The 22,968-nt window shown below is 60.7% G+C and carries 20 protein-coding genes; 12 read left to right on the top strand and 8 right to left on the bottom strand.

Features of this window, described 5'->3' with window-relative positions:
* Positions 1–75: 75 nt before the first annotated feature.
* From JJE47_15260 to JJE47_15250, 3 genes are read right to left on the bottom strand one after another with little or no spacing between them, the layout of a single operon-like run.
* Positions 76–999, bottom strand: coding sequence for an ornithine cyclodeaminase family protein (locus tag JJE47_15260; GenBank protein ID MBK5268778.1), 924 nt, complete (start codon positions 997–999; stop codon positions 76–78).
* A gap of 4 nt (positions 1,000–1,003) precedes the next feature.
* The gene (locus JJE47_15255) at positions 1,004–2,242 is read right to left on the bottom strand and encodes an MFS transporter (GenBank protein ID MBK5268777.1); all 1,239 of its coding nucleotides are present in this window, start codon (positions 2,240–2,242) and stop codon (positions 1,004–1,006) included.
* On the bottom strand, positions 2,239–3,477 hold the full coding sequence (locus tag JJE47_15250; GenBank protein ID MBK5268776.1) for an aminotransferase class V-fold PLP-dependent enzyme: 1,239 nt from the start codon (positions 3,475–3,477) through the stop codon (positions 2,239–2,241). The genes JJE47_15255 and JJE47_15250 overlap by 4 nt, the downstream gene beginning before the upstream one ends.
* A gap of 66 nt (positions 3,478–3,543) precedes the next feature.
* On the opposite strand from JJE47_15250, the gene JJE47_15245 reads away from it, so the two are divergent.
* The gene (locus tag JJE47_15245) at positions 3,544–4,578 is read left to right on the top strand and encodes a zinc-dependent alcohol dehydrogenase family protein (protein MBK5268775.1); all 1,035 of its coding nucleotides are present in this window, start codon (positions 3,544–3,546) and stop codon (positions 4,576–4,578) included.
* A gap of 81 nt (positions 4,579–4,659) precedes the next feature.
* Entirely contained in the window at positions 4,660–5,169 is a 510-nt protein-coding gene (locus JJE47_15240; GenBank protein ID MBK5268774.1) for a prolyl-tRNA synthetase associated domain-containing protein, read from the top strand.
* A gap of 80 nt (positions 5,170–5,249) precedes the next feature.
* On the opposite strand, the gene JJE47_15235 is transcribed toward JJE47_15240, so the two are convergent.
* Complete coding sequence (locus JJE47_15235; protein MBK5268773.1) at positions 5,250–6,491, bottom strand: HlyC/CorC family transporter; 1,242 nt, start codon at positions 6,489–6,491, stop codon at positions 5,250–5,252.
* Between the two features lie 64 nt (positions 6,492–6,555).
* Here JJE47_15235 and JJE47_15230 point away from each other — a divergent pair, with 64 nt between their 5' ends.
* On the top strand, positions 6,556–7,443 hold the full coding sequence (locus tag JJE47_15230) for a dihydrodipicolinate synthase family protein (GenBank protein ID MBK5268772.1): 888 nt from the start codon (positions 6,556–6,558) through the stop codon (positions 7,441–7,443).
* On the opposite strand, the gene JJE47_15225 is transcribed toward JJE47_15230, so the two are convergent.
* The gene (locus JJE47_15225) at positions 7,432–8,037 is read right to left on the bottom strand and encodes an acetate uptake transporter (protein ID MBK5268771.1); all 606 of its coding nucleotides are present in this window, start codon (positions 8,035–8,037) and stop codon (positions 7,432–7,434) included. The two genes, JJE47_15230 and JJE47_15225, sit on opposite strands and share 12 nt — an antisense overlap.
* A 179-nt stretch (positions 8,038–8,216) precedes the next feature.
* On the opposite strand from JJE47_15225, the gene JJE47_15220 reads away from it, so the two are divergent.
* The 9 genes from JJE47_15220 (at position 8,217) to JJE47_15180 (ending at position 19,682) form a co-directional block, all read left to right on the top strand.
* Positions 8,217–9,905, top strand: a complete 1,689-nt coding sequence (locus tag JJE47_15220) for a SulP family inorganic anion transporter (GenBank protein MBK5268770.1) — start codon at positions 8,217–8,219, stop codon at positions 9,903–9,905.
* A 49-nt stretch (positions 9,906–9,954) separates the two neighbouring features.
* A complete protein-coding gene (ltaE, locus tag JJE47_15215) occupies positions 9,955–10,965 on the top strand; it encodes a low-specificity L-threonine aldolase (protein MBK5268769.1) in 1,011 nt (336 codons plus the stop codon).
* The gene (locus tag JJE47_15210; GenBank protein MBK5268768.1) at positions 10,962–11,465 is read left to right on the top strand and encodes a DinB family protein; all 504 of its coding nucleotides are present in this window, start codon (positions 10,962–10,964) and stop codon (positions 11,463–11,465) included. Before ltaE ends, JJE47_15210 begins: the two co-directional genes overlap by 4 nt.
* A 503-nt stretch (positions 11,466–11,968) precedes the next feature.
* Positions 11,969–14,056, top strand: a complete 2,088-nt coding sequence (locus JJE47_15205) for a hydantoinase/oxoprolinase family protein (protein MBK5268767.1) — start codon at positions 11,969–11,971, stop codon at positions 14,054–14,056.
* Positions 14,049–15,767: a hydantoinase B/oxoprolinase family protein gene (locus JJE47_15200; protein MBK5268766.1), complete on the top strand. Its 1,719-nt coding sequence runs from the start codon at positions 14,049–14,051 to the stop codon at positions 15,765–15,767. Before JJE47_15205 ends, JJE47_15200 begins: the two co-directional genes overlap by 8 nt.
* A 149-nt stretch (positions 15,768–15,916) precedes the next feature.
* Positions 15,917–16,633: a pyridoxamine 5'-phosphate oxidase family protein gene (locus tag JJE47_15195; GenBank protein MBK5268765.1), complete on the top strand. Its 717-nt coding sequence runs from the start codon at positions 15,917–15,919 to the stop codon at positions 16,631–16,633.
* Positions 16,634–16,641: 8 nt separating this feature from the next.
* Positions 16,642–18,207 carry a response regulator gene (locus JJE47_15190; GenBank protein MBK5268764.1) on the top strand — a complete coding sequence of 522 codons (1,566 nt, stop codon included), beginning with the start codon at positions 16,642–16,644 and terminating at the stop codon, positions 18,205–18,207.
* 217 nt (positions 18,208–18,424) lie between these two features.
* Positions 18,425–18,610, top strand: a complete 186-nt coding sequence (locus JJE47_15185) for a hypothetical protein (GenBank protein MBK5268763.1) — start codon at positions 18,425–18,427, stop codon at positions 18,608–18,610.
* A 157-nt stretch (positions 18,611–18,767) separates the two neighbouring features.
* Complete coding sequence (locus tag JJE47_15180) at positions 18,768–19,682, top strand: nucleoside hydrolase (protein ID MBK5268762.1); 915 nt, start codon at positions 18,768–18,770, stop codon at positions 19,680–19,682.
* Positions 19,683–19,740: 58 nt separating this feature from the next.
* Here JJE47_15180 and JJE47_15175 read toward each other — a convergent pair whose 3' ends face one another.
* The 3 genes from JJE47_15175 to JJE47_15165 form a co-directional block, all read right to left on the bottom strand.
* Complete coding sequence (locus JJE47_15175) at positions 19,741–21,330, bottom strand: hypothetical protein (GenBank protein MBK5268761.1); 1,590 nt, start codon at positions 21,328–21,330, stop codon at positions 19,741–19,743.
* On the bottom strand, positions 21,327–21,860 hold the full coding sequence (locus tag JJE47_15170; protein MBK5268760.1) for a sigma-70 family RNA polymerase sigma factor: 534 nt from the start codon (positions 21,858–21,860) through the stop codon (positions 21,327–21,329). Before JJE47_15170 ends, JJE47_15175 begins: the two co-directional genes overlap by 4 nt.
* Before the next feature lie 119 nt (positions 21,861–21,979).
* The coding region (locus JJE47_15165; protein MBK5268759.1) for a KUP/HAK/KT family potassium transporter at positions 21,980–22,968 on the bottom strand (989 nt) is incomplete at its 5' end.

The raw sequence follows: 22,968 nt of genomic DNA, 5'->3' as shown, positions 1-22,968 counted from the left end.
AGCGCAGGTTACCAAGACTGAATCTGGGGACCCGCCGGGAGGCAGGCGTCGCGCACTGCCGACCCGCGGAACGTCCTAGCGGGATGCTTGATAGGCAGCTGTGGCCACGATCAGGTCCTCATAGGCGAGGCCGACGCCTTTGAAGAGCGTGCGGCCGCCGCCGGCGTCCTTTTGACCACTGACTAGCTCATGAAGGTCGGCACCGATCAGGTTGCGATCCCACGCGCCCTCCTGTTCCGGAATGATGAGGTCGCCCGCTTCTTCCATAGCGGCCGCCCGATCTTCGACATAGACGGTGCTCGCCGAGACGGTTCGCGAGTCGACCTCACGGGTGTGCGGCTGAAACGAACCGATCGCGTTGATGTGAATAGTCGACGGCAGTTGACCGGCGTTGATGACCGGGGTCGGACTGGTCGTGCATAAACACACGATGTCGGCGTCGACCAGACCGGGCGAATCGACCGCCAGAGCCTCGACTCCACGCTGCCGGAGTTCATCGGCGAGCGAAACCGCGTTGGCGGGGGTTCCGCTCACGATCTGAACCAGCTCGATTGCTCGAACCGCCCGCATGGCGGCGATATGGCTCCTGGCCTGGACGCCGGATCCGTATACGAGCAGTCGGGTTGCATCCGTCTTGCTCAAGTGCCGCGTGGCGACGCCAGACACGGCTGCGGTCCTCAATTCGGTAATGGCCGACCCGTCAAATACCGCAAGCGGCGATGCGGTATCTGGTTCGAAGAGGACGTATACACCTTGCACCGTCGGCTGGTTCCGGCTGGCGTTCTCAGGGTTATACGTGATGAGCTTGACTCCGATTCCACGGTCCGACCAGGCCGGCATCATGAGCAGTTGGCCCTCCGGGATGGCATGAACGGTTCGGACGGGCAACGCCGGGATTCCGGCTGAAAAGGCGCCATCCAAAGCATCGATGGCGTCGATCATCGGCAGGAGATCATTGAGCCGATCTCGACTGATGAACGGAAGTGATTCGAAGGCCATCGAGTCAGGCCGTCACGAGAACCCGGTGCCGCCAGAGCACCAGCGCAGCCAGTGGAATCAGGGAAAGGGCGGCTCCGATCAAGCTGAGCCAGGAATATGAGGTGCCACTCACGACAAAACCGGAAACGACACTGGCGGTTCCCCCCGCAACCCAGGTCAGTGTGTCGCCGATACCCTGAATGCTGAGCCGTTCTTGAAAGGCGAGATCGGTCATCAGATGCGTGCTACCGGCGACAAACGTGAAATTCCATCCGATGCCGAGCAGGAGCAGACCGGGGAGCAGCAGGGTGGTGCGCGATGGGTCGGCTCCCACGAAAGACAGACCACAGGCTCCGGCGAGAACGACTGCCCCGAGGCCGATCATCTTCCGGGTGCCGAGGCTCTTGACGAGCCAACCAGTCAATGGGGCGATGGCAAACATGCCGAGGGTGTGGGCAGTCATGACATTGCCGATTGTGCCGAGTCCTTCGCCGATCCGGCGCAGATGGAGCGGGGTTTGGGTCATGACGATGACCATGATCCCCTGTCCGAGCGCCATCGAAACGAGTGCCAGCCGGGTTTGGCTGGTGTTCAGAAGCTCCGATCGGGTCCGGATTGTGGTGCTCGCCTCGATATGGAGGGTGTCATCGGGTACTGCCAGTTTGGACGGGTCGGGTCGCAGAAGGATCGCGAAGATAATTGCCCCGACTGCGAACAGGGTGGCTCCACCGAGGTACGGGCCAACCAAGTCCTCGAATCCGAGGGCCACAGCCGCTTCGCCCGCCGGGGCCAGGCCTCGCGGACCGAGTACCGCTCCGATGGTGCCCGCCCACACCAACAAGCCAATGGTGGTTGCCCGGCGTCCACCGGCCCGGAGGTCGGCGGCCGCGTATCGGGCCAGGTTCGAGCTACTTTGGCCAAGCCCGAGAATGACGACGCCGACCAACAGCGTGGGAAACGATCGTTGCGTGATCGCATATCCGGCGATTCCGGCACCGAGCGCGGCGGTGACGTATCCAGCAGTGAATGACACCGTTCGTCCGAATCGTCCTGCCACCCAGGTGAACAACAGCGCTCCGAGGGCAATCCCGGCGGTCCCAAAAGCCGATGGGAGGCCGCTCCACCGGGTTGACGCCAACTCGCCGCCTGCCAACGAGGCCACGGTGGCCGCCAGAATGTATCCGGTTTGTCCGATGGCCACTACCGAGAAGAAGGTCCAAACAAGTCTGGTCTGAGTGGCATGATCGTCACGCGATGACGTCATCGCAGGGCGCTATCGAGTGCGTCGATCAGAGCCTCCGTATCGGACGGCGATGTGTAATGGACAAATGATGCCCGCACGACCCCGCGGTTCGGATCGAGCCCGACGCCCTCTAGGACCCGGTATCCGTAGTAGTGGCCTGCGCTGATCTGGATCCCGCTGGCTACCAGGTCGGTCGCCACCTCTTGAGGGGTCCTGTCGGTAGGTGAGAAGGCAATCGTCGGCGCTCGATGTAGTCGGCCCACCGGTTCGGGAGGGCCGATCAGACGAACTCGGGGGTGGGCGTCAAGCCAGCTGAGTACCGGTCCGGATAGGCGGTTTTCTGCTGCTTGCCAGAGGTCTAACACGGCCGCGGCCGTGGCTCGAAGGGTCGCGCCTTCGATGTCATGATGTCTGGCGAAAGCCTCAACGTAGTCGAGCACCGCTCCAGCGGCCGCTTCCTGTGCATGATCCGGTCCGGCTGGTGTCAGTCGCTTGTTGGCCAGTTCGTCGTTGAAGAAGTGGCCCTGGTTGGGGAGATCGTCGATGAGTCCGCGGCGCACGACCATGAGGCCCTGGTGCACGGAGTAGGTCTTGTACAAGCTGAACAGATAGACGTCCGGATCAAGATCGGAGAGATCAGGAAACCCGTGTGGCGCATATGACACCCCGTCGACGATGGCCCTGGCGCCGGCCTCGTGGATCATGGCGGTCACCGCCTTAACATCGTTCTCTTGGCCGACGATATTCGAGCAGTGTGGGAACGTCACGAGTCTGGTGTTGTCGGTCAGCAGGTTCGCAAGGCCGGAGATGTCGAGCAGACCATTTGCCGGGTCGGTCCGCCATTCCAGGAGGGTGGCTCCGGCGGCTTCGGCTGCTCGTCGGATAGCCCCGGTGTTGGCCTCGTGGTCTTGATTTGTGACGATGACTTCATCGCCGGGGGAGAGCACCGCCCGAAACGCGTTGGCGAGGACGTAGGTGTTCATCGAAGTCGAAGGGCCGAACTGAACCTCGGAGGCGTCGACGCCTAGTGCAGCGGCCCACCGCCGGCGAGAGAGGTCCATGGTGGCACCGGCGGCGGCCGAAGCGGCATATTCGGCATACGGCTGCACTTTGGTGTGGGTGTAGTAGGTGGTGAGCGCGTCGATGGTTTGGCGGCATGCGTAGGAGCCGCCGGCATTCTCGAAGAAGGCATCAGAGTTGGTTGCCGAGTCGAAGACCGGGAATTGCGATCGGACGAAGTCAAGATCGATATGCATCTTCTCGAATCTAACCGCAGCTGGGGTCAGAGTCAGGCAGTCGGCATTATGGTTGGTCGACACATGATGCAGGCAGTCGTATATCGCGAGTTCCGAGGATCCATGGCCGTCGAGTCGGTCGCCCCACCGGTCGTTGCACCTGACGGGGTGCTGATCGAGGTGCGCGCCAATGGTGTTTGTCGAAGTGACTGGCACGCCTGGATGGGCCATGATCCAACCGTCGCTTTGCCGCACGTTCCCGGCCACGAGATGGCGGGGGTCATCAGCGAGGTTGGTTCGGCGGTCACGCTTTGGAACGCTGGAGACCGCGTGGTGGTCCCGTTTTCTTGCGGGTGCGGGACTTGTGGGCCTTGCACATCGGGTTACGGAAATATCTGCGACAACGAATATCAACCAGGTTTCTCGGGTTGGGGTTCGATGGCCGAAGTGGTGGCGGTTCCCGGAGCGGATTTCAACGTTGTCCGGCTGCCCGACAGCATCGAGTTCACCGCTGCGGCAGCTCTCGGCTGTCGCTTCATGACCGCGTATCAAGGGCTCGTCGAACGTGCCAGGGTCCGACCTGGCGAATGGGTGGCAGTGCACGGGGCAGGCGGGGTCGGCCTGTCGGCGGTCCAGATTGCCAAGGCCATGGGTGCGAACGTGGTGGCGGTTGACCTGGACGACGCCAAGCTTGAGTTGGCGACGGCCCTGGGCGCCGACGCCGTCGTGAACGGAAACCGAGACAAACCGGTGAATGTGATCCGGTCCATCACGGGCGGGGGAGCCAACATCTCCATTGATGCCCTTGGAGCGGCGGTTACCGCTCAGAACTCCATTCGCTGCCTTGCCAAACGGGGGCGGCATGTCCAGATTGGACTGGTCATCGATGAGGGTGTGAATTTGCCAATTCCCATGAGCCGCGTCATTTCCCTGGAGCTCGAGATCCTGGGCAGCCACGGGATGCCGGCCAGCCGCTATCCGGAGATTTTTGAACTCATAGCATCGGGAAAGGTTGACCCTGGCGCTCTGGTCGGCAAAACCATCGCCCTGGCCGACGCCCCTGCGGAACTGGCTGCGATGGGCACGTTCGCACAAATCGGAACGACGGTTATTGAGTTCTAGAGAAACACCCGCATCGAGGGACACCGCCGGGTGAGATCGGTGCATTCATGCCCTCTCTGGCAAGAGTAGAGTCCGTGGCGAATGACTACCGAACTTCAACGTCCGATGACGCCACCAGACTTGCTCGCCTACCTGATGGCCCTCGATATCAGCACAACTACCTTCGAGCATCCTCCACTCTTCACCGTTGAGGACTCAAAGGCCCTCCGGGGCGAGTTGCCAGGCGGGCACTGCAAGAACCTCTTCTTGAGGAACAAGAAGGGAAAGATGTGGCTGGTCGTGTGCCCTGAGGATCGAGAACTCGACCTCAAAGACCTCGGCGCCCGTATCGGCGCCGGCCGGGTCTCGTTTGGAAGCCCCGATCGTTTGATGACCTACCTCGGCGTTAGCCCCGGCGCGGTCACGCCGTTTGCCGCCGTCAACGATGTAAAGGCTGATGTCGAGGTGGTCCTCGACGAAAAGATGATGACGGAATCAGTATTGAACTTCCACCCGTTGGTCAATCATCAGACCACGGCCATCTCGCCGCACGATCTCGTGAGCTTCTTGGCGTCCGTCGGTCATCCGCCGCAAATCATCGACCTCCGGTAGTACAGAAGTCGGTCGGCGCCCCGTTCGGATCGGGTGCAGAATCGGCCGGGTAGCCCACTTCGATCGTCCGTCCTCCGACCCTAACCCCGGTCCGAGACTCGCTTGATCTCGACACGGGTAATTCGGCGCCTGCGCAGACCTGTGACGCGGATCACGTAATTCCCGAATGTGACTTCGTCCCCGATAGCTGGGATCTGGCCGGCCAGCTTCATGGCGAGTCCGGCGACGGTATTGACGTCCTGCTCCAGAACTTCGGCGCCGATCAAGTCGGCTAGGTCCTGGATCGGAACCATGGCATCGAATGACCAGGCGTGGGGCCCGATCGGAACGATGGGCTCTTCACCAGTCAGAGAGCCAATGAGCTCCTCCGTGATGTCCTCGACCGTTACCAATCCGTCTGTGCCACCAAATTCGTCAACGATGATTGCGAGGTGAATGCCCGATGACCGCATACCCGCGAGCAGCTCGGTAACCCGATTGGACGCCGGTACCACCAGGCATTGGGTGGCGATCGATCCGACGGTCACCTCCGGTCGTCGATCGGACGGAACCCGGATCAGATCGGCCAGCTTCACGAATGCACCAATGTCATCCTCCGACACGTCGAACACCGGTAGACGCCGATGGCCCGAGTCGAGCAACACCTCAAGCGCCTCGTCCACCGGGGTGTCGGAGGATACCGAGACGATGTCAGGTCTGGGAACCATGATGTCGTCGGCCCTCCGATCTCCCAATCGAAAAGCTCGTTCAATCAGATCCACATCGTCGGGGGTAATTTCGCCCTCGTGCGCCGCCCGGATCGCCAAACGGCGAAGTTCGTCTTCCGTCACGGTCGGAGCGGCTGTGATTCCCTTGCCCGGCATCTGAAGGTCGGCGATCCAGAGGAGAGCACTAACCAGCGGTCGGAGGCTCAGTTCCAGCCACTGGACCGGGAGAGCAATGACCAGGCCGACTCGATCCGGGTGGCGGACCGCGTAGGTCTTCGGAATCGCCTCACCGTAGATAAACAGGAGGACCGTCAGGCCTACCGATGCGAGGCTGACGGCGAGTGACCCGAACCACCGATCGGCGATGACTGCGGCGAGTGTGGCAGCGGTAATCTGGGCCAGCAAGGCCCAGAGGAGCACTGCGTTCAAAACGTTTGGCAATCTTGAGACGAGCCTTGCCAGCCGACGGCCGCTCGCTCCGTGGGCTGCTTCAAGAGTTAGGGCCCGGATCGGCGAAATCCGGAGCAGCGCAGTTTCGGCTGCCGAAAGGAATATCGAAGAAATGAACGCGACCCCGAGCCCGATGACGAGGCCTAGATCGGCAGAGATATCCATTGCCGTTCATTCAACCAGGTTGCGACCAGGTACTGGTTTATGGCGACCTTACTAGTGTGGCTGGATGATGACACCTGCTGAAGGGGTTTGGGCACCTACGCTCACTCCTCTGACCGACAAACTCGACATCGATCACGCACTGCTCGTTGATCATTGTCAACGGTTGCTCGGGAGCGGCTGTCATGGAATCGTGCTCTTTGGGTCGACGGGCGAAGCTCCGTCGTTTTCGGTATCAGAGCGGATCGCCGCACTGGACGCCCTCCTTGATGGGGGAATCGCTCGCGATCAGATCGTGGTCGGTACCGGCTGTTCAGCGTTTCCCGATACGGTCGAACTCACTCGCCATGCCACCCAGGCAGAGGTGTTGGGCACCCTGGTGATTCCGCCATACTTTTATAAAGGCGTCTCGGATGTCGGAGTCGCCGCAATGTATGGGTCGCTCTGCCAGGTCATCGGCTCCGACCTGAGTCTGTATCTCTATCACTTTCCGGCTCTGTCAATGGTGCCAATTACCGCCGGGATCATCCGGTCGATACGGGAGCGTTTCCCACAAAACCTGGTCGGCCTCAAGGACTCAAGCGGTCAGATAAGCAATCTGCACGGTTTCTTACAGGACGACCAACTCGCCGTCCTTCCTGGCACCGAGCGACTGATGCTCGAGGGAGCTCGCCATGGGGGCCGGGGCGTGATCTCCGCCACAGCGAACATCTCGGCACCGGTCATCCGGGCTGTTTGGGACAGGCGCTCTGATCCCACCGTGGATGACTCGAACATGCTGGCCGTACGGAGCATCATCGAATCGACCGGGACGATCCCGACGATGAAAGCTTGGCTTGCGCATGCAACCGACTACCCGGGTTGGAACCGGGTCCGCCCACCGTTGACGGTGCTGCCAGCAGAAAGTGCAATCACCGGCAATGGTCGGCTCTTGGAGTTGCTCTCAGTCGAATAGTTGGCTGATGTCGTCGGGAATGATGATCGTCGACATGAATGGTTCGCCAATGGGGAGCAGGTTTCGTTTGGTGGTTTCGTTGATGAGGAGCGCTCCGGCCAGATACACCGAAACGGCTCCCGTGATGAGGCCCTCGAAGCCGGCCATCTGGAGAACGATTTCGCTACCCGTGAATTCAGAAATCGCGAACAAACCGAACCACACCGTCAAAATGGCGAACACGACCTGAATGGCGAATGCCCGACGACGGCTTGCCACGAAGAGAATGCCACCGATCAGCGTCCACACGGCCAGGTACCAGGCAATATATTGCCGATCGCGAACCAAGGAGTGATCGATCTCGTCGAGGATCCAGAGTGCAGCCATCGAGAACCAGAACATTCCTAACAGCGAGAATGCTGCGAATCCGAACGTGGAACGAGCGTGGTAGCCGAGTAGACCTGCGACCACCATCGATACGGCGGCAGCCACGGCCACTACCGATCCCAGCGTGCCGAACTCAAAGAAGCTTGCCTGAGACAAGCCGACCGTGATCAGGGCGATACCGAGGGCAAAATAACCCAACGGAGCCGGATTGGCGTGGAGGTCCTCCATGGTCGTCCTCTCTGTTGCATGCCTCGTAATTTGAGGCCATATTCAGGCTAGCGTCGCAGGCAGGCAAAAGCACCTGTCGCGGACAGTTCTTTCACGGCAATTTGGTGCGTTGCCGGCCGGTTCGACGGGCCTTCCCCGACGACGAGCACCCGTCTGGATGGTCCTAGTATGCCGGGTAAGTGCCCATTCTCAGCCTGCTTCCTCAACGCACCGATTATTCACTACGCCATTTCCGGAGCGATTTTCTGGCGGGACTGACCGTGGCGATCGTTGCGCTCCCACTGGCCCTTGGCTTTGGGGTCACTTCAGGAGCGGGAGCCGCGTCGGGGGTCATCACGGCGATCGTGGCGGGCATCGTGGCCGCCATCTTCGGCGGTTCGAATTTTCAGGTTTCAGGCCCTACCGGAGCTATGACCGTCGTTTTGCTTCCGGTGGTGGCGAGGTATGGGGTCGCCGCCCTTGGTCTGGTCGGAATCATGGCCGGGATGGTCCTGCTGGTCATGGCAGCCGCCAGAGTCGGTCGATATGTGCAGTACATTCCCTGGCCCGTGATCGCCGGATTCACGAACGGCATCGCGGTCATTATCTTCCTGCAGCAACTTCCCGGCGCGCTCGGCGTCGAGAAGGGCACCGGAAGTTCGGTGCTGATTGTGACGGGCCGCACCCTATCGAAATTTGTCGAATCACCGCAAGCGCCCGCCATCATCGTGGCCCTGGTCACCGTCGCCGTGATGTGGAGTTGGCTGCGGGTTCCACGGTTGAGGGTGGTCCCCGCCAGTCTCGTGGCGCTTTTGGTCGGGACTGCGGTTTCGCTCGTTCCCTACTTTGATAACGTCGAGCGCCTTTCCGGTGTTCCCCGCGGTCTTCCGATGCCCCAGCTTCCGTCAATCTCGATCGACCAGTTCACTGATCTCTTCCGGGCCGCCCTGGCAGTTGCCGTACTAGCGGCGCTCGAGAGTCTGTTGTCGGCCGTGGTGGCTGACGGTATGACGATTGAGGAGCGCCATGACCCTGACCGGGAACTATTCGGTCAGGGCCTGGCCAACATCGCCAGCAGCTTGTTTGGAGGAATGCCCGCCACGGGAGCATTGGCTCGGACCGCGGTGAACGTCAGGTCGGGGGCCCGCACCCGTCTGGCAGCGGTGCTCCACGGAGTGTTGATCATGGTGATTGTTCTGTTTCTGGCGCCGCTCGCATCATCCATACCTCTCGCCGTGCTGGCCGGGATCCTGATGGTGGTCGCCGTGCGAATGGCCGAATCCGAGGCAGTCAGGATCATTTTCCGTTCTACCAAATCGGACGCCTTCGTTCTGGTCTTGACGATGGTGGTCACCGTTGTGTTCGACCTCATCCTGGCGATCGAGGTAGGAATGGTGGCTGCCGGAATCCTCTTCATCATCAGGATGAGCAACCTGCTCAGCATCGACTCCGAACCGCTCGGAACCGAGCTCGGGGTTCGACACGATACGGAGACCGAGATCGCCGAAGAAGAACATCTCTTGCATGAGAGCGTCATTGCCTATCGCATCGACGGCCCGGTCTTTTTCGGAGCGGCCAATCGTTTCTTCGATCAGCTACTCAAGGTGGGGCCGTCGGCCAAAGTAGTGATCCTCAGGATGCGCACGGTGCCAGTTATGGATGCCACGGGCCTGGGTGCACTCGAAAGCCTTGTTGAAAGATTGGCAAACCGTCACATCCTGGTTTTCGTGTCGGGCCTGCAACCGCAGCCCCTGGACCTGCTTACTCGAACCGGGGTTCTCGACAAAATCAGTCGAGACCGTCACCACGTCTTTGCCACGACAGAAGAAGCGATTATTCACGCCAGGTCGCATGCCGGGTCTGATGACCACACATCGCCAACCCGCTAGGTGCGGGCTTCTTGAACCAGCCCGACCGGGAGGCTGATAGATTCAGGCCATGATTGACTTTCGAAGCGATACGGTCACGAAACCGACCGATGGGATGCGGGCGGCAATGGCAGCCGCCGAGGTTGGTGACGATGTGTTCGGCGACGACCCGACGATCAACGCTCTTGAAGCGAAGACGGCTTCATTACTCGGCAAAGAAGCGGCAGTGTTCGTGCCCAGTGGGACTCAGTCGAACCTGATTGCCCTGATGGCTCACTGCCAGCGTGGTGACGAATACATCGTTGGACAGTTGGCCCACACCTACAAGTACGAGGCTGGCGGTGGGGCGGTTCTTGGGTCCATCCAACCGCAGCCGATCGACTTCGAACCGGATGGCTCTTTGGATCTGACCCGGGTTGCCTCAGTCATAAAGCCTCACGATGACCACTTCGCCAACACGAGGCTCCTCTGCCTTGAAAACACCCACAACGGGAAGGTCGTGCCGCTCGATTACCTGAAGGCAGCCCGAATGTTCGTCGACGAGCGGGATCTGGCACTCCACCTCGATGGAGCGAGAATCTGGAATGCCGCGGTAGCCCTCGGCGTCGCTCCGTCGGTGATCGCGGAGCCTTTTGACAGCGTTTCGGTTTGCTTGTCAAAGGGCCTTGGGGCACCGGTCGGTTCTGTTCTGGTCGGCTCGATCGACCTGATCCGGGAGGCCCGACGCTGGCGCAAGATGCTCGGAGGAGGAATGCGCCAGGCAGGCATCATTGCCGCCGGTGGCATCTACGCCCTCGATCACAACATCGACCGCCTGGCCGATGACCACGCCAACGCCGAACTGCTAGCCAAGTTGCTTGGAAATGTACCAGGAGTGACGGTTAAGGGACAAGCAACAAACATGGTGTTCGTCGACTTCGGCGTCCTGGATTATGTGTCGTTCGCTGCGAGGCTCAAGGATCACGGCATCATTGCGCTCACCGGCCGCTCCTCCAGTCGGCTGGTGACCCATCTTGGTATCACGCAGGCCGACGTCGAACACCTCGCCGAGACCGTCACGCTCGTCGTGTCAGAACTATGAACGACGCGTATCCGGTCACCGGCGACGAAGGACCGATGCTGGTTTCCATTCTCAATAAACAACGCGAGGTCATGGTCTGGAAACTCGAAGACCTGACCGACGAAGAGCTCCGGCGACCCATGACCCCCAGCGGAACCAACCTCCTGGGGATCGTCAAGCATCTGGCCGCCGTCGAATATGGCTGGTTCTGCACGACGTTTGGGAGGGCCACCGAGCCGCTCCCGTTCGACGACGACGACGAAGACGCCGATCTGCGGGTCAACAACGACGAGACGACCGAAGACATTCTCGGGTTCTATCGACGCGCCTGCGACGCCTCGGATCTGGCCATGGCTGAGGTAGGCCTCGATGGTGAAGGGACCGCCTGGTTCGGTGACATGGTCTCGATGCGCTGGGTGATCCTCCACATGATCGAGGAAACCGCCCGCCACGCCGGGCATGCGGACATCCTCCGAGAACTCATCGATGGTTCCACGGGATATCGTCCACCGAGAGACTGAAGGATGGCCATGCCCGAGTGGCCGGCGGGCATCGGCGCTATCACACTATTTGTAAAAGATCTGGCGTCGACGAATCAACTTACGAGGCCGTCTTCGGTTTGAAGTCTTCTATGAGGACGATGACTCGGCTGCATCCGCCTTCGGGAACACCGTCATCAATTTTGCTGAAGGAGTCGGAAGCCGGAGACCTGATCGCCCGGCGCAGTCGCCGGACCACACGTTGGTTCATGCCGTGCAGCAACCATCGCCGTCGAAGATGTAGTAGCGATGTGCGCAGACTGATCAAACGCGGTGTCGTATTGCTCAATGGTCCGACGGATCGCCCCTGAGGGATCCGGACGGCCAGTTTCAGGGACCCGGAGACCACATTTGGGAGATCGCCCACTAGGTCGCATGCGGGTTGGTCGGACTATCGGTTCGGGTCCATCGAATTGTTGGATTCGGGTTCGGACCAAGCGTGAGTGACGACCTCGACCTCGCGAACGGCGGCTAGCGTTCCCGGCATGGAAATCCGCATCGGGGTTGATATCGGAGGCACGTTCACAGACGTAGCGCTGGAACGGGAAGCTGGACCTATCGCCGCCAAAACGCTGACCACCCACGACGCACCAGAGCGGGGGGCGATCACCGGCATCAAGGAGGTCCTCGAAACCGCCGGGTTGGCGGCCGCCGAGGTGACCCAGGTCATCTATGGAACGACTCTGGCAACCAACCTGCTCATCGAGAGGAAAGGTTCACCGACCGGCCTGCTGACGACTCGGGGATTCCGCGATTCGGTGGAAATGCGTAACGAGAATCGTTACGAGCAATACGACATCAACATTGACCTTCCGGATCCACTCGTACCCCGCAGGTTGCGCCGGCCAATCACCGAACGGATCGACGCCAGGGGCCGGGTACTGGCACCGTTGCACGCTCAGGACGTCGTAGATGCCGCCCTTCTCCTCGAAACCGCCGGAGTCCAGGCTGTAGCCGTGGGCTTCATGCACAGCTACGTGAACGCCGACCACGAGCAGCAGGCAGGCGAAATCCTCGCTCGCCACCTTCCCGATGTGGAGATAACCCTGTCGAGCGAAGTCTCACCCGAGATGCGCGAATACGAACGTCTTTCGACGGCTTGCGCCAACGCCTATGTCCAACCCCTCATGAGCCGGCATCTTGATGGCCTGGCAGCCGAGCTCCAGCGGATCGGGATTACCTGCCCTCTCCATCTGATGTTGTCCGGTGGGGGTATCACGACCATTGAAACTGCTCGCCGCTTCCCGGTTCGCCTTGTCGAGTCCGGCCCGGCCGGCGGGGCCATTTTTGCCGGGTCCATAGCCCGTGACCTGGGCTTCTCCGATGTTTTGTCTTACGACATGGGCGGTACCACCGCCAAGATTTGTCTGATTCAGGACGGCCATCCACAGACCTCCCGGAGCTTTGAAGTCGCCCGGATGTATCGTTTTATGCGGGGGAGTGGCCTCCCGTTGCGTATTCCGGTCATTGAAATGGTCGAAATCGGAGCCGGCGGCGGCTCCATAGCCCATCTTGATGCGATGGGCCGCATCTCCGTGGGTCCCGAGAGTGCCGGCTCAGATCCCGGACCGGCGGCTTATGGCCTGGGTGGTTTGGAACCGACCGTCACCGACGCCGACGTTGTGCTTGGCAAGATTGATCCTGCCAATTTCGCCGACGGGCGGATGCAGCTTGACGCCAGAGCAGCCTCAGAGGCGATTTCGCGCGTTATCGGCGACCCGCTGGGGCTCGATACCGGTTCGGCAGCTCTTGGCGTGGCAGAGATCGTGGACGAAAACATGTCGAATGCCGCCCGGGTGCACACCGTCGAGAGCGGGCAACGGGTCGAAACCAAGACGATGATCGCTTTTGGGGGAGCCGCTCCGCTCCACGCCGCCCGACTGGCCGAGAAGCTGTCGATTCGTCGTGTGGTCATCCCACCCGGGGCGGGAATCGGATCTGCCATCGGATTTCTTCGCGCTCCGGTGGCCTACGAAGTGACTCGCACGTATCACCAGCGTCTCAGCGCCCTCGATATCGACGGGGCCAACTCCTTGCTCGATGCAATGCGTCGCGAAGCGACGCCGATCGTAAAAGCCGGGGCGCCAGGTCAGCCACTTCATGAATCCCGACTCGCCTACATGCGCTACATCGGGCAGGGTCATGAAGTAGGAGTCGAACTACCGATCACGATCGACGCGGCGGTCATCGACGAGTCGTCGCCCGCCCAGTTCCTGTCCGCCTACGAGCAGGAGTACGAGCGACTGTACGGTCGGGCCATCCCGGGTGTCGACGTTGAAATCTTGAGCTGGGTGCTGACGGTGGCAAGCCCGGCCCCGGCGCACTCGACGCTCGAAGTGGTACTGGACTCGAAGAGAGTCCCCCGCCCGACCGGGTCCCGGGCCGTGATGGATGCCGACAGTGGGCAGCTCGTGCAAGCGGACCTCTACGCCAGATCGGACCTAGCCCCGGGTGATTCTGTGCCGGGTCCAGCCATCATCGTCGAGGCCAACACCGCCACGCTGGTCACCGGTTCGTTCCACGCCACGATCTCAGCGGGCGGTCACATCGTCATGGAGGCCGTCAATGAGTGATGCCCTTACCCGAATCCATAACAACGTCATGTGGAACCGGCTCATTGCCGTCGTCGAGGAAGAAGCTCAGGCGCTCATCCGGACGGCGTTCTCGACCTCGGTTAGGGAGGCTGGAGATCTGGCCGCCGCCGTCTTCGACCGTCAGGGAAGGATGCTCGCTCAGGCAATCACCGGTACGCCAGGTCACATCAACTCGGTTGCCGAATGCGTCAAACACTTTCTCTCCAAACATCCCATCGACACGATGGTTCCTGGTGACGTACTCATCACCAACGACCCCTGGCTGGCCTCAGGTCATCACAATGATGTGACGATCGTTACCCCGTTCTTTTTCGATGGTCGGGCCGTGGGACTGGTCGCCAACACGTGCCACGTGGTCGATATCGGCGGTCGAGGATTCACGCCGGACAGCCGTCAGATCTACGAGGAAGGCCTGGACATTCCGATTCTTCACCTGTATCGGGCCGGGGATCTCAATGAGACGCTCATTGAGATCATTCGGATGAATGTCCGCGAGGCCAACCAGGTCGTTGGCGATATCTTCGCGTTTGCCGGCGGGAACGAGGTCGGCGCCGAGCGAATGGTCGACATGATGGTCGAGTTCGGGATAGACGACCTGGGCGACCTCGCCGATTTCATCATCGACAGCTCACGAGCCGCGACCATCAAGAGGATCGCCGAACTACCCAACGGCACCTACCACAACAGCGTCACGATGGACGGCTACGAGCATCCGATCACTCTCCAAGCCGCGGTGACGGTCTCAGATGACTCCATTCTCGTTGACTACGCCGGTACGTCGAAGCCGAGCACCTACGGGATCAATGTCGTGCTCAATTACACGAAGGCCTACACCACGTACGGAATCAAATGTGCGGTCGCGCCCGATATTCCGAACAACGCCGGGTCGATGGAGCCTCTCCAGGTTATTGCTCCAGAGGATTGCATCCTCAATGTGCAGCGTCCTGCTCCGGTTGCGTTGCGCCACATTATTGGACATCTGCTCCCCGATACGGTCCTCGGGGCTCTGCATCCGGTACTTCCGGGCGGGACGCTTGCCGAGAGTTCGAGTGCTCTGGCCAATCTGCAGCTTCGGGGAGGCTCGTCGGTAGCCGGCGAGTATGAGGGCAAGATTGTCGAGTTCGAGATGATGCATTTCAACAACGGTGGTATGGGCGCTCGGCCTACCAAGGATGGACTGAGCGCGACGGGCTTCCCCAACGGCGTCCGTGGCGTCCCTGTCGAGGCAACCGAAGCGATTGCCCCGGTAGTCTTCCTTCGCAAAGAACTGCGACGCGACTCGGGCGGGCCAGGGAAATTCCGCGGTGGCCTTGGCCAGGATATCGAGGTCATGGGGATCGACGGAATGCCGTTCGACGTGCTTGCCCAATACGAAAAAGTGAACAATCCCGCTCTGGGACGCAATGGCGGCGGAGCGGGCCTCCCCACCCGGGTGGAGTTGGGGTCCGGAACGGTCTTGCGCGGCAAGGGCCAGCAGTCCATCCCCCCGGGCGACTCGTTCTATCTTGGCCTGCCAGGGGGAGGCGGCCACGGCGATCCATACGACCGCGATCCGTCGGCGGTGGCAGACGACGTGGCCGGCGATTACATCACTGTCGAATCGGCTCAAGAGACCTACGGAGTCGTCATCGTCGACGGAGCCGTCGACGAGACGGCTACGTCGCAACTACGAGCCTCCCACCGGAGCTGATCGGGCCCGGCGCGGCCCGAGCCGAGACGAATCCCCCGAACCCAGGGTTGAACCCGGGGTTCGTACGCCCGTATTCGGGCGCTGGGACCCGCAGAAACGCCGGCGGCGGGCACATCGGATCTCTGGCCAGGCTTGTAAGCTCTCTCGGCATGACCACTGAAGCTGACGACCAGCTCAGAGTCCGGCGTCTGCCGGATCGAGCTCGCTACGAACTCCAAGACGTCAAAGCGATTCTCGCCGAGGGCACGATTGCCCACGTCGGCACCATTCGTGACGGCCTCCCAATCGTGATCCCGATGTTCTATGCGGTCGATGGGAACGATCTTCTTCTCCACGGTGCACCGGCCGCCGGGGTGTTGCGACGGGCCGGGGAGCCAATCGAAATCTGCGCAACGATCACCATCGTCGATGGTCTGGTACTGGCACGGTCAGCCTTCCACCACTCGATGAATTACCGATCAGTGGTAGTGATTGGAGTCGCCGAACCGGTCGAAGACGCTGCAGCGAAGACGGCCGCCCTCGATCTCTTCGCTGACAAGATTGTCCCGGGGCGCCAGGCCGAACTGCGTCCGACGACCGAGAAAGAAATACGCGGCACTTCAGTGCTGCGACTGTCCCTTGATCGGTCCTCGGCCAAGGTGCGAACCGGTCCTCCGGTTGATGACGAGGAGGACTATGACTTCGACGTCTGGGCCGGAGTAATCCCGGTTGGGACCACCTTCGGCGAACCAGTACCTGATGAACGTCTTAAGGATGGCATTGAGCTTCCGATATCAATACAACGCCTCTTTGGCTCATCAGTATCCTTGGGTGCTGTTTACCCCAATAGCGCGGGGTCGAACGGTAGGGTGTTGCGATCGCAATAGAGGGATTTATGACGTCAGGCGACGACCTGCGGAAACGCCTTGAGGAAGCCGAGCGGGACAGTGTTCGCAAGTCCGAGATCCTCGCGCACACGTCACACGAGATCCGAACCCAACTGGCTGCTGTCATCGGCATGACCCAGCTCGTACGAGAAACCCGTCTTACGCCGGAACAGGCCGAATACATGGAGATCATCAGCGAAGCCGGAGACGGCTTGCTGACCCTGGTGAATGACCTGCTCGACATGTCGAAGCTCGAGGCGGGCCGCCTCACGATCGAGGAGATTCCGTACTCGGTCCGCGACACATTGTCTGACATTGTCGCTGGCTTCTCGTCTCAGCTCAACGAGCGCGACCTGTGGCTAACCCTCGACTTCGATGACAAACTCCCGGATCGTCTCATCGGCGACCCCGGACGCATCCGACAGGTGGTTGCGAACCTAATCAGCAACGCCACGAAATTCACCGAGAATGGCGGCATCACGGTGCGGGCTTCGCTCAACGGGGCCGGGCTTTTGGCCATAGAAGTGACGGACACCGGTTCGGGAATCCCGGTCGAGCGTCAGGCGGCAATCTTCGAATCGTTCACCCAGGCTGACGAATCGACCGCTCGAACCCACGGTGGATCAGGTCTTGGATTGACGATTTCAAAGAGACTGACCGAAATGATGGGCGGGGAATTGAACCTCACCAGCGAACCGGGAGTCGGCAGTACGTTCGTAGCGACTATCAAAATCGTTATCGACGACTCCAATCCGGTCCATCGGCAACCAGCTTCACGTTCAGATCTGGTCGGATTGCCGATCATGGTTGTTGGAGAACTGTCTGAAGCCAAACAGGAAGCCCTCGGGCGACTTGGCCTCCAGACGGAAGCCGTCGGCTCGGCTGACCCTGTGACCCGACTCGTCGAGGCCTACAACCAGGGAGAGCCATACGCTTTGGTCGTGATCTCAGCGCTGGACGATCCACTGGCTGTCGCCGAAGCGATGCGGGACCAGCCTGAATCACGGTCCACTCACATGCTGGTCCTGACTACTACCGGGACGCGGGGCGATGCCGCCATGTGTCGGGAGTTGCAGATCGCCGGATACCTGACAAGCCCGTACGCTCCCGAAGATGTCGCCAAGGCTGCCCGTGAGGTTCTGGCTGGCCCGGCGCCACTCGATCTAACCCTCCTCGTGACAAAACACTGGCTGCGTGAGAGACGGCGCAGACTCAATCTTCTCGTGGTTGATGCCAGCCCGACGATCCGTATGTCGGCCAATCGTATGCTCGAACGACGCGGTCATGTCGTGGTGACGTGTGGAACGAGTTCCGAGGCATTGGCTGCCGCGGCCGCCAGACGGTTTGATGCAGCAATCGTCGACCTTCAGCTGCCAGGTGCCAACGGTGCCGAGTCGATCCGCGAGTTGAAGGACGCTGCCGGGTACGAGCTTCCGATCGTGGCTTCGACGGTCTCCACCGACTCGTCTGCTCACACCGATGCGCTCCACGCCGGCTGCAGCTTCGTGCTTGCAAGACCCTTTGAGATCAACGATCTGGTGCGGGCGATCGAAGAGTCGGTCAAGGAGGAATAGCCCGGCCCTGCTGGTTTCGATTGATCAGACCGGCAACTTGCGGCTCTCCAGACACCCGTCACGAGCGGTCGGTTGCTCGGAAAACAATACGATTGCGCCAATCGCCTCCAACGACGTCGCGCGCTGTCGCAGGATCTCGGCAATCTCTGACGCGTTCTTCGAATTGCCTCGCCGAATCCCGCCTATCGTTCCAGAACATGGGCCTAGGGGTCGGGCCGTGGCAGCATCTGCATCTGAACTTCTGATCGTGTTTTTGGTGATGGGTGGTGTGTTGTTGCCCGTCATTCTGCTGGTGGCCTACTTGGTACATCTCACCCAGCGAGTCAAAGCGCTCGAAAACACCCTGGGGAGTTCACCGGCACCCCGGCCCGATACCGATTCGACCTCACCAACGTCATCCTGATCGGTCCGGGCGAGCTTCGAAGTCCCTTCTCATAGCTCGGGTTGCTCGATCGCTGCCGACTGGTCGGGCTCAAGTTCCTGCATCGCCTCAAGAACCGGTCGTGGTCGGCAATTACTAGCATCTGCTCTCTGCGACCTGACGGGCCTAGATGCAACGCATGCTGATTGACACCGACACTGCCTCCGACGATGCCGTTGCGCTCGTCATGGCGCTACGCGATTCTTCTGTCAAGGTGGAAGCGATCACGGTGGTGGCCGGCAATGTGCCACTCCACCAGGCGGTCCAGAACGCGTTGTTCACCGTCGGGCTTTGCGAATCGGAGCTTCCCGTGTACGCCGGCTTGGCCGCTCCAATGATGCGCGATCTTGAGTCGGCGGAGAACGTCCATGGGTCAGACGGTATGGGCGATATCGGGCTTGATCTGTCTGGTCGAGTTCCCGCACGGGGGCGGGCGGTCGATGTGATCGTCGAGACGTTCTTGGCCGATCCAGGCGCCATCGACCTGGTCACCATCGGACCGCTCACCAACGTGGCGGCAGCGCTTCTACGGGCCCCCGAGATGGCCGGAGCCGTCAAACACTGCTACATCATGGGGGGAACTGGCGCCGGGACGGGCAACGTGACGCCCCTCGGTGAGTTTAACTTCTGGTGCGATCCCGAAGCAGCCAAACTGGTGTTGCGCTCGGGGATGGCAATGACAATGATCGGCTGGGACATCTCGGTGGCTTCTGCCACCTTCGACCCGGCTCAGGCGGCCGAGCTCCGCTCGATCGGGACGCCATACGCCGAGTTCTGTGTCGACATTCAGGCGGTTCTCAACGACTTTGCTCTGACCGAGACCAAACTGCCCGGGTTCGACTTTCCCGATCCGATCGCCATGGCAGTCGCCATCGATCCTTCAATTGCAGAAACGGCGCATCGCTTCGTCGACGTCGAGATCGGTGACGGTCATGCCCGCGGCCACGACATCGTCGACTGGCTCGAAGTAACCGGCCACCCGGCCAACGTCGAGGTCGTAACCTACGTGGATCGCCAGGCTTTCGTCAATATGCTGGCCGAGCGGCTGTGCTAGGCGCCATCTATTAGGAAGTTGAGACAACCAGAGTGCTCTGGATGGATTCGACTGAAAGTCAGGGATGAATGCCGTCGAGAACCCGCGTGACGTAGTTGGCATCACAGAGGGCATCTTCCGGCTCTCCCTCCCAGGGATCGGCGCTCCATCCGCGTGACCAACCCCCGCTTGCGTGGATCTCGTAGTCCGCGTCTGGGAACCCGAACTCTTGCATGCACGTCTTCCACCCTTCAGCCGCTTGCTCGAATTCTTCCCGGGTGACCACCCCATCGGCCAGGATGGCATCCTGGAGAGCTTGACCGACAGGGTCGAGATCCTGGGGGTTCGGCTGGAATTGTATTGTCGTGTTCGGAGATGCCCATGTGGTGGCGGGCGCATCTGCAACCGGGTCAGACTCCGGGACCCTTGCCCACAAGCCTGCCAATGAGCCGTCGTCGGTGACAGTTGCCGCGTAGGAATCGATCATTCCAGAAGTGTTGAGCTCGCGATGCCAGGTGCGGCCGTCTGACGTCATCCACAACTCGCCGGTCCCGGTCGACGATCCGTTCGCACGCCGAGTCTCCCCGACGCCCCCCGAGACGGGGATCGTCCACGGTGCGAGCAAGAGGGAGTCAGACACCAGAGAGTTTCTCCCCACCAACCAACCCCATGAGACCTCGACTGCGTGGCCCGGCTCCTTCCCGAACGGCGGGACGACCTGAGACGTCCAGTCGATACCATCTGGTGATGTCCAAACCGCTAGCTCCGGGTCGGCGTCTACTCGATACACCTGCCCGAAGGCAATCCACTGGCTGCCGACGTATTCGATTAGCTGCAAGTCCATCTCAGACCCCACTCCAGACCCCTCAGGCGAAGAAGGAATCCTCGTCTCGATCCAGTTCGTCCCGTCAGCCGTCATGAACAGGGTCACAGGGGACGACTGGTCTGGCCGCTCATAGGATCTCCAAACAATTCCGCCTTCCGAACTCAGGAGACGTCCTGCCTGAGGATCGCCCGGGAACGTGTCGGTCACTTCTGCCCAGTCGATGCCATCGGCGGACCACCAGACGGTCGATCCCACGCCGAACACATCGTAGGCGGTAGCCATGAAGCCGCCTGGAGATCCGGCGATACTCTCGAAAGCATCATTGAGTGCGTCGGGGAAGACGACTTCGGACCACGCTATGCCGTCGGAAGAAGCTCGAGCGGCGGTCGTGGTGTTATCGGTGGCCAGCAAAAGCCATGTTGTGTTCGTGGCGACCACTTCACGAACTCCCATCCGGGTGTCGAACCGCAGGCCCTCAGTCGGCGCCCAACTGCGGGCGTCACCGGAAAATTCCACGACCGGGTCATTCGATGTGGCGCTGTATGTGATGCGAATGAGCCCGCCAGGACCTGCGACGACGAAGGCGGGTTCTGTCATTTCGATCCATTCGATGGAACTATCGTCTCCGCCAATGAACTCCAATGGGGCGCGGAACCAGCCGAGGAGCAGGCCACCGATCAGAACCACCACAAAAGTCGTCACCGCCACAGCCAGACCTCGAAAACGGCGACCGTCCGCGTTGTCGGTGGCGGCTGGGGGAGCCTGAACCCGGTCCAATAGCGCGATGGGACCGATCGGCATACCGCGATTCGCCATCATTTCGAACTTCTCTTCGTACTTCATCGGTGGTCCTCCTCTGAGAACACGTCCTTGAGCTTCTGGCGGGCCCGCGACGCGGTGACCCGGGCATTGCCAGCGGTGATTCCGACCGCCTCAGCCACCTCATCGAAGGGCATTCCTTCGACATCGTGGAGGTACAGCACGGCTCGCTCGGTCGGTCGCAGACCCATGAGATCCGACAGGTCAGACGGGTAGGCAACCGTACCAACCGGATCAACGGACCGTTTGAGCAGATCAATCGTCATCCGGCGGGTTCTGACCTTGCGCAGTTCTGACTTCACGTGGTTGACGATGGCCCGACGTAAGTAGGCGCCAGGATCGTCGACAACGTGTAACGGTCGCTTACCGAGCACGTTGACAAGGACGCCATGGAGCACGTCGTCCGGGTCGAAGTCCCATGGAGCTACCACAGCCGCGAACCGGGGTAGGTCTGGATACATGGAGCTGATGATCTCACTGTCTGAACGGCGTTCGATGGCGAGCACATCCCTTTCCATACCCAGTAGACGCCCGAGTCGGTCAATCTGCAACACCGACCTGTCGCACCGTGGTGCGTGCGGGGTAGAGACCCAGCCTGGGGGTCGCATGACCCACCCGCACCTAACCCGGAAGGACGATACCGTCGCGAGTCGGGGTAGGCGCGGACAGGGGCCTAAATCGCCACCTGGATGCCGACCTCGACAACACGATCGTGGGGGAGGTTGAAGAAGGTGGCGGCGCTCGACGAGTTGCGATACATCACCGAGAACAAACGTTCACGCCAGATCGCCATGCCAGGAAGGTCGGTGGCGAGGATGGTTTCCTTTCCAAGGAAATAGGTTGCCCGTTGCTCACTGAAGCCGAACCCCGACGAAACGATGTTCTTCAAATCGAACGGTATATCTGGCTGCTCCATGAACCCGTACAGCAACTCGACCTGATAGAAGCCTTCTCCAAGGTCGTGGACAGTCGACCGGCGGGCCTGCTGCACGCGTGGGTGTCTGCTGATTTGGATGCTCACGAGAACGATCTTCTCGTGCAGAACCTCGTGATGGCGGAGGTTGGTGATTAACGATGGGGGAGTGGATCCCGATTGAGAATGCAAGTAGACGCCCGTGCCCGATGCGCGTTGCTGATCGCTTTGGACGATTGACTGAATGAATCGCTCCGCTGGAAACTCAGCATTTCTGAGCCGGGCAGTCATAAGCTCGCGGCCGCGTTTCCATGTGGCCATGATCACGAAGCCGACCACACCGATAACCAGTGGGAACCAGCCGCCGGCCGGGACCTTCGTGATGTTGGCACCGAAGAAGGTCAGGTCAACCACGAGAAAGGTGGCGATCGCGAGCGTGACCAATGGAGTAGTCCAATTCCAACGTTCTTTCATCACGACCGCGACGAGAATCGCGGTTATGACCATATCGGTCGCCACACCAACCCCGTAGGCAGCTGCCAGGGCGCTTGACGTTTGGAAGGTCACAACGAGGCCAACTGCGGCGATCATGAGAACCCAGTTGATCGTCGGGACGTAGATCTGACCTTGATGATGCGGGGAGGTGTGGTCAATCCGCTGGCGGGGCAGATAGCCGAGCTGAATGGCCTGTGATGTCAACGAATAGACGCCAGAAATCAGAGCCTGGGAAGCGATAACCGTCGCCAGGG

Source organism: Acidimicrobiia bacterium (assembly GCA_016650365.1).
In the GTDB taxonomy this organism is placed as follows: domain Bacteria; phylum Actinomycetota; class Acidimicrobiia; order Spongiisociales; family JAENVV01; genus JAENVV01.
Note: the sequence above shows the minus strand (reverse complement) of the source record. Positions and strands in the feature narration are given on the sequence as shown.

Coding starts and splice junctions, on each gene's coding strand:
- JJE47_15260 (MBK5268778.1), bottom strand. CDS start 999: ATGGCCTTCGAATCACTTCCGTTCATCAGTCGAGATCGGCTCAATGAT.
- JJE47_15255 (MBK5268777.1), bottom strand. CDS start 2,242: ATGACGTCATCGCGTGACGATCATGCCACTCAGACCAGACTTGTTTGG.
- JJE47_15250 (MBK5268776.1), bottom strand. CDS start 3,477: ATGCATATCGATCTTGACTTCGTCCGATCGCAATTCCCGGTCTTCGAC.
- JJE47_15245 (MBK5268775.1), top strand. CDS start 3,544: ATGCAGGCAGTCGTATATCGCGAGTTCCGAGGATCCATGGCCGTCGAG.
- JJE47_15240 (MBK5268774.1), top strand. CDS start 4,660: ATGACTACCGAACTTCAACGTCCGATGACGCCACCAGACTTGCTCGCC.
- JJE47_15235 (MBK5268773.1), bottom strand. CDS start 6,491: ATGGATATCTCTGCCGATCTAGGCCTCGTCATCGGGCTCGGGGTCGCG.
- JJE47_15230 (MBK5268772.1), top strand. CDS start 6,556: ATGATGACACCTGCTGAAGGGGTTTGGGCACCTACGCTCACTCCTCTG.
- JJE47_15225 (MBK5268771.1), bottom strand. CDS start 8,037: ATGGAGGACCTCCACGCCAATCCGGCTCCGTTGGGTTATTTTGCCCTC.
- ltaE (MBK5268769.1), top strand. CDS start 9,955: ATGATTGACTTTCGAAGCGATACGGTCACGAAACCGACCGATGGGATG.
- JJE47_15210 (MBK5268768.1), top strand. CDS start 10,962: ATGAACGACGCGTATCCGGTCACCGGCGACGAAGGACCGATGCTGGTT.
- JJE47_15205 (MBK5268767.1), top strand. CDS start 11,969: ATGGAAATCCGCATCGGGGTTGATATCGGAGGCACGTTCACAGACGTA.
- JJE47_15200 (MBK5268766.1), top strand. CDS start 14,049: ATGAGTGATGCCCTTACCCGAATCCATAACAACGTCATGTGGAACCGG.
- JJE47_15195 (MBK5268765.1), top strand. CDS start 15,917: ATGACCACTGAAGCTGACGACCAGCTCAGAGTCCGGCGTCTGCCGGAT.
- JJE47_15190 (MBK5268764.1), top strand. CDS start 16,642: ATGACGTCAGGCGACGACCTGCGGAAACGCCTTGAGGAAGCCGAGCGG.
- JJE47_15180 (MBK5268762.1), top strand. CDS start 18,768: ATGCTGATTGACACCGACACTGCCTCCGACGATGCCGTTGCGCTCGTC.
- JJE47_15175 (MBK5268761.1), bottom strand. CDS start 21,330: ATGAAGTACGAAGAGAAGTTCGAAATGATGGCGAATCGCGGTATGCCG.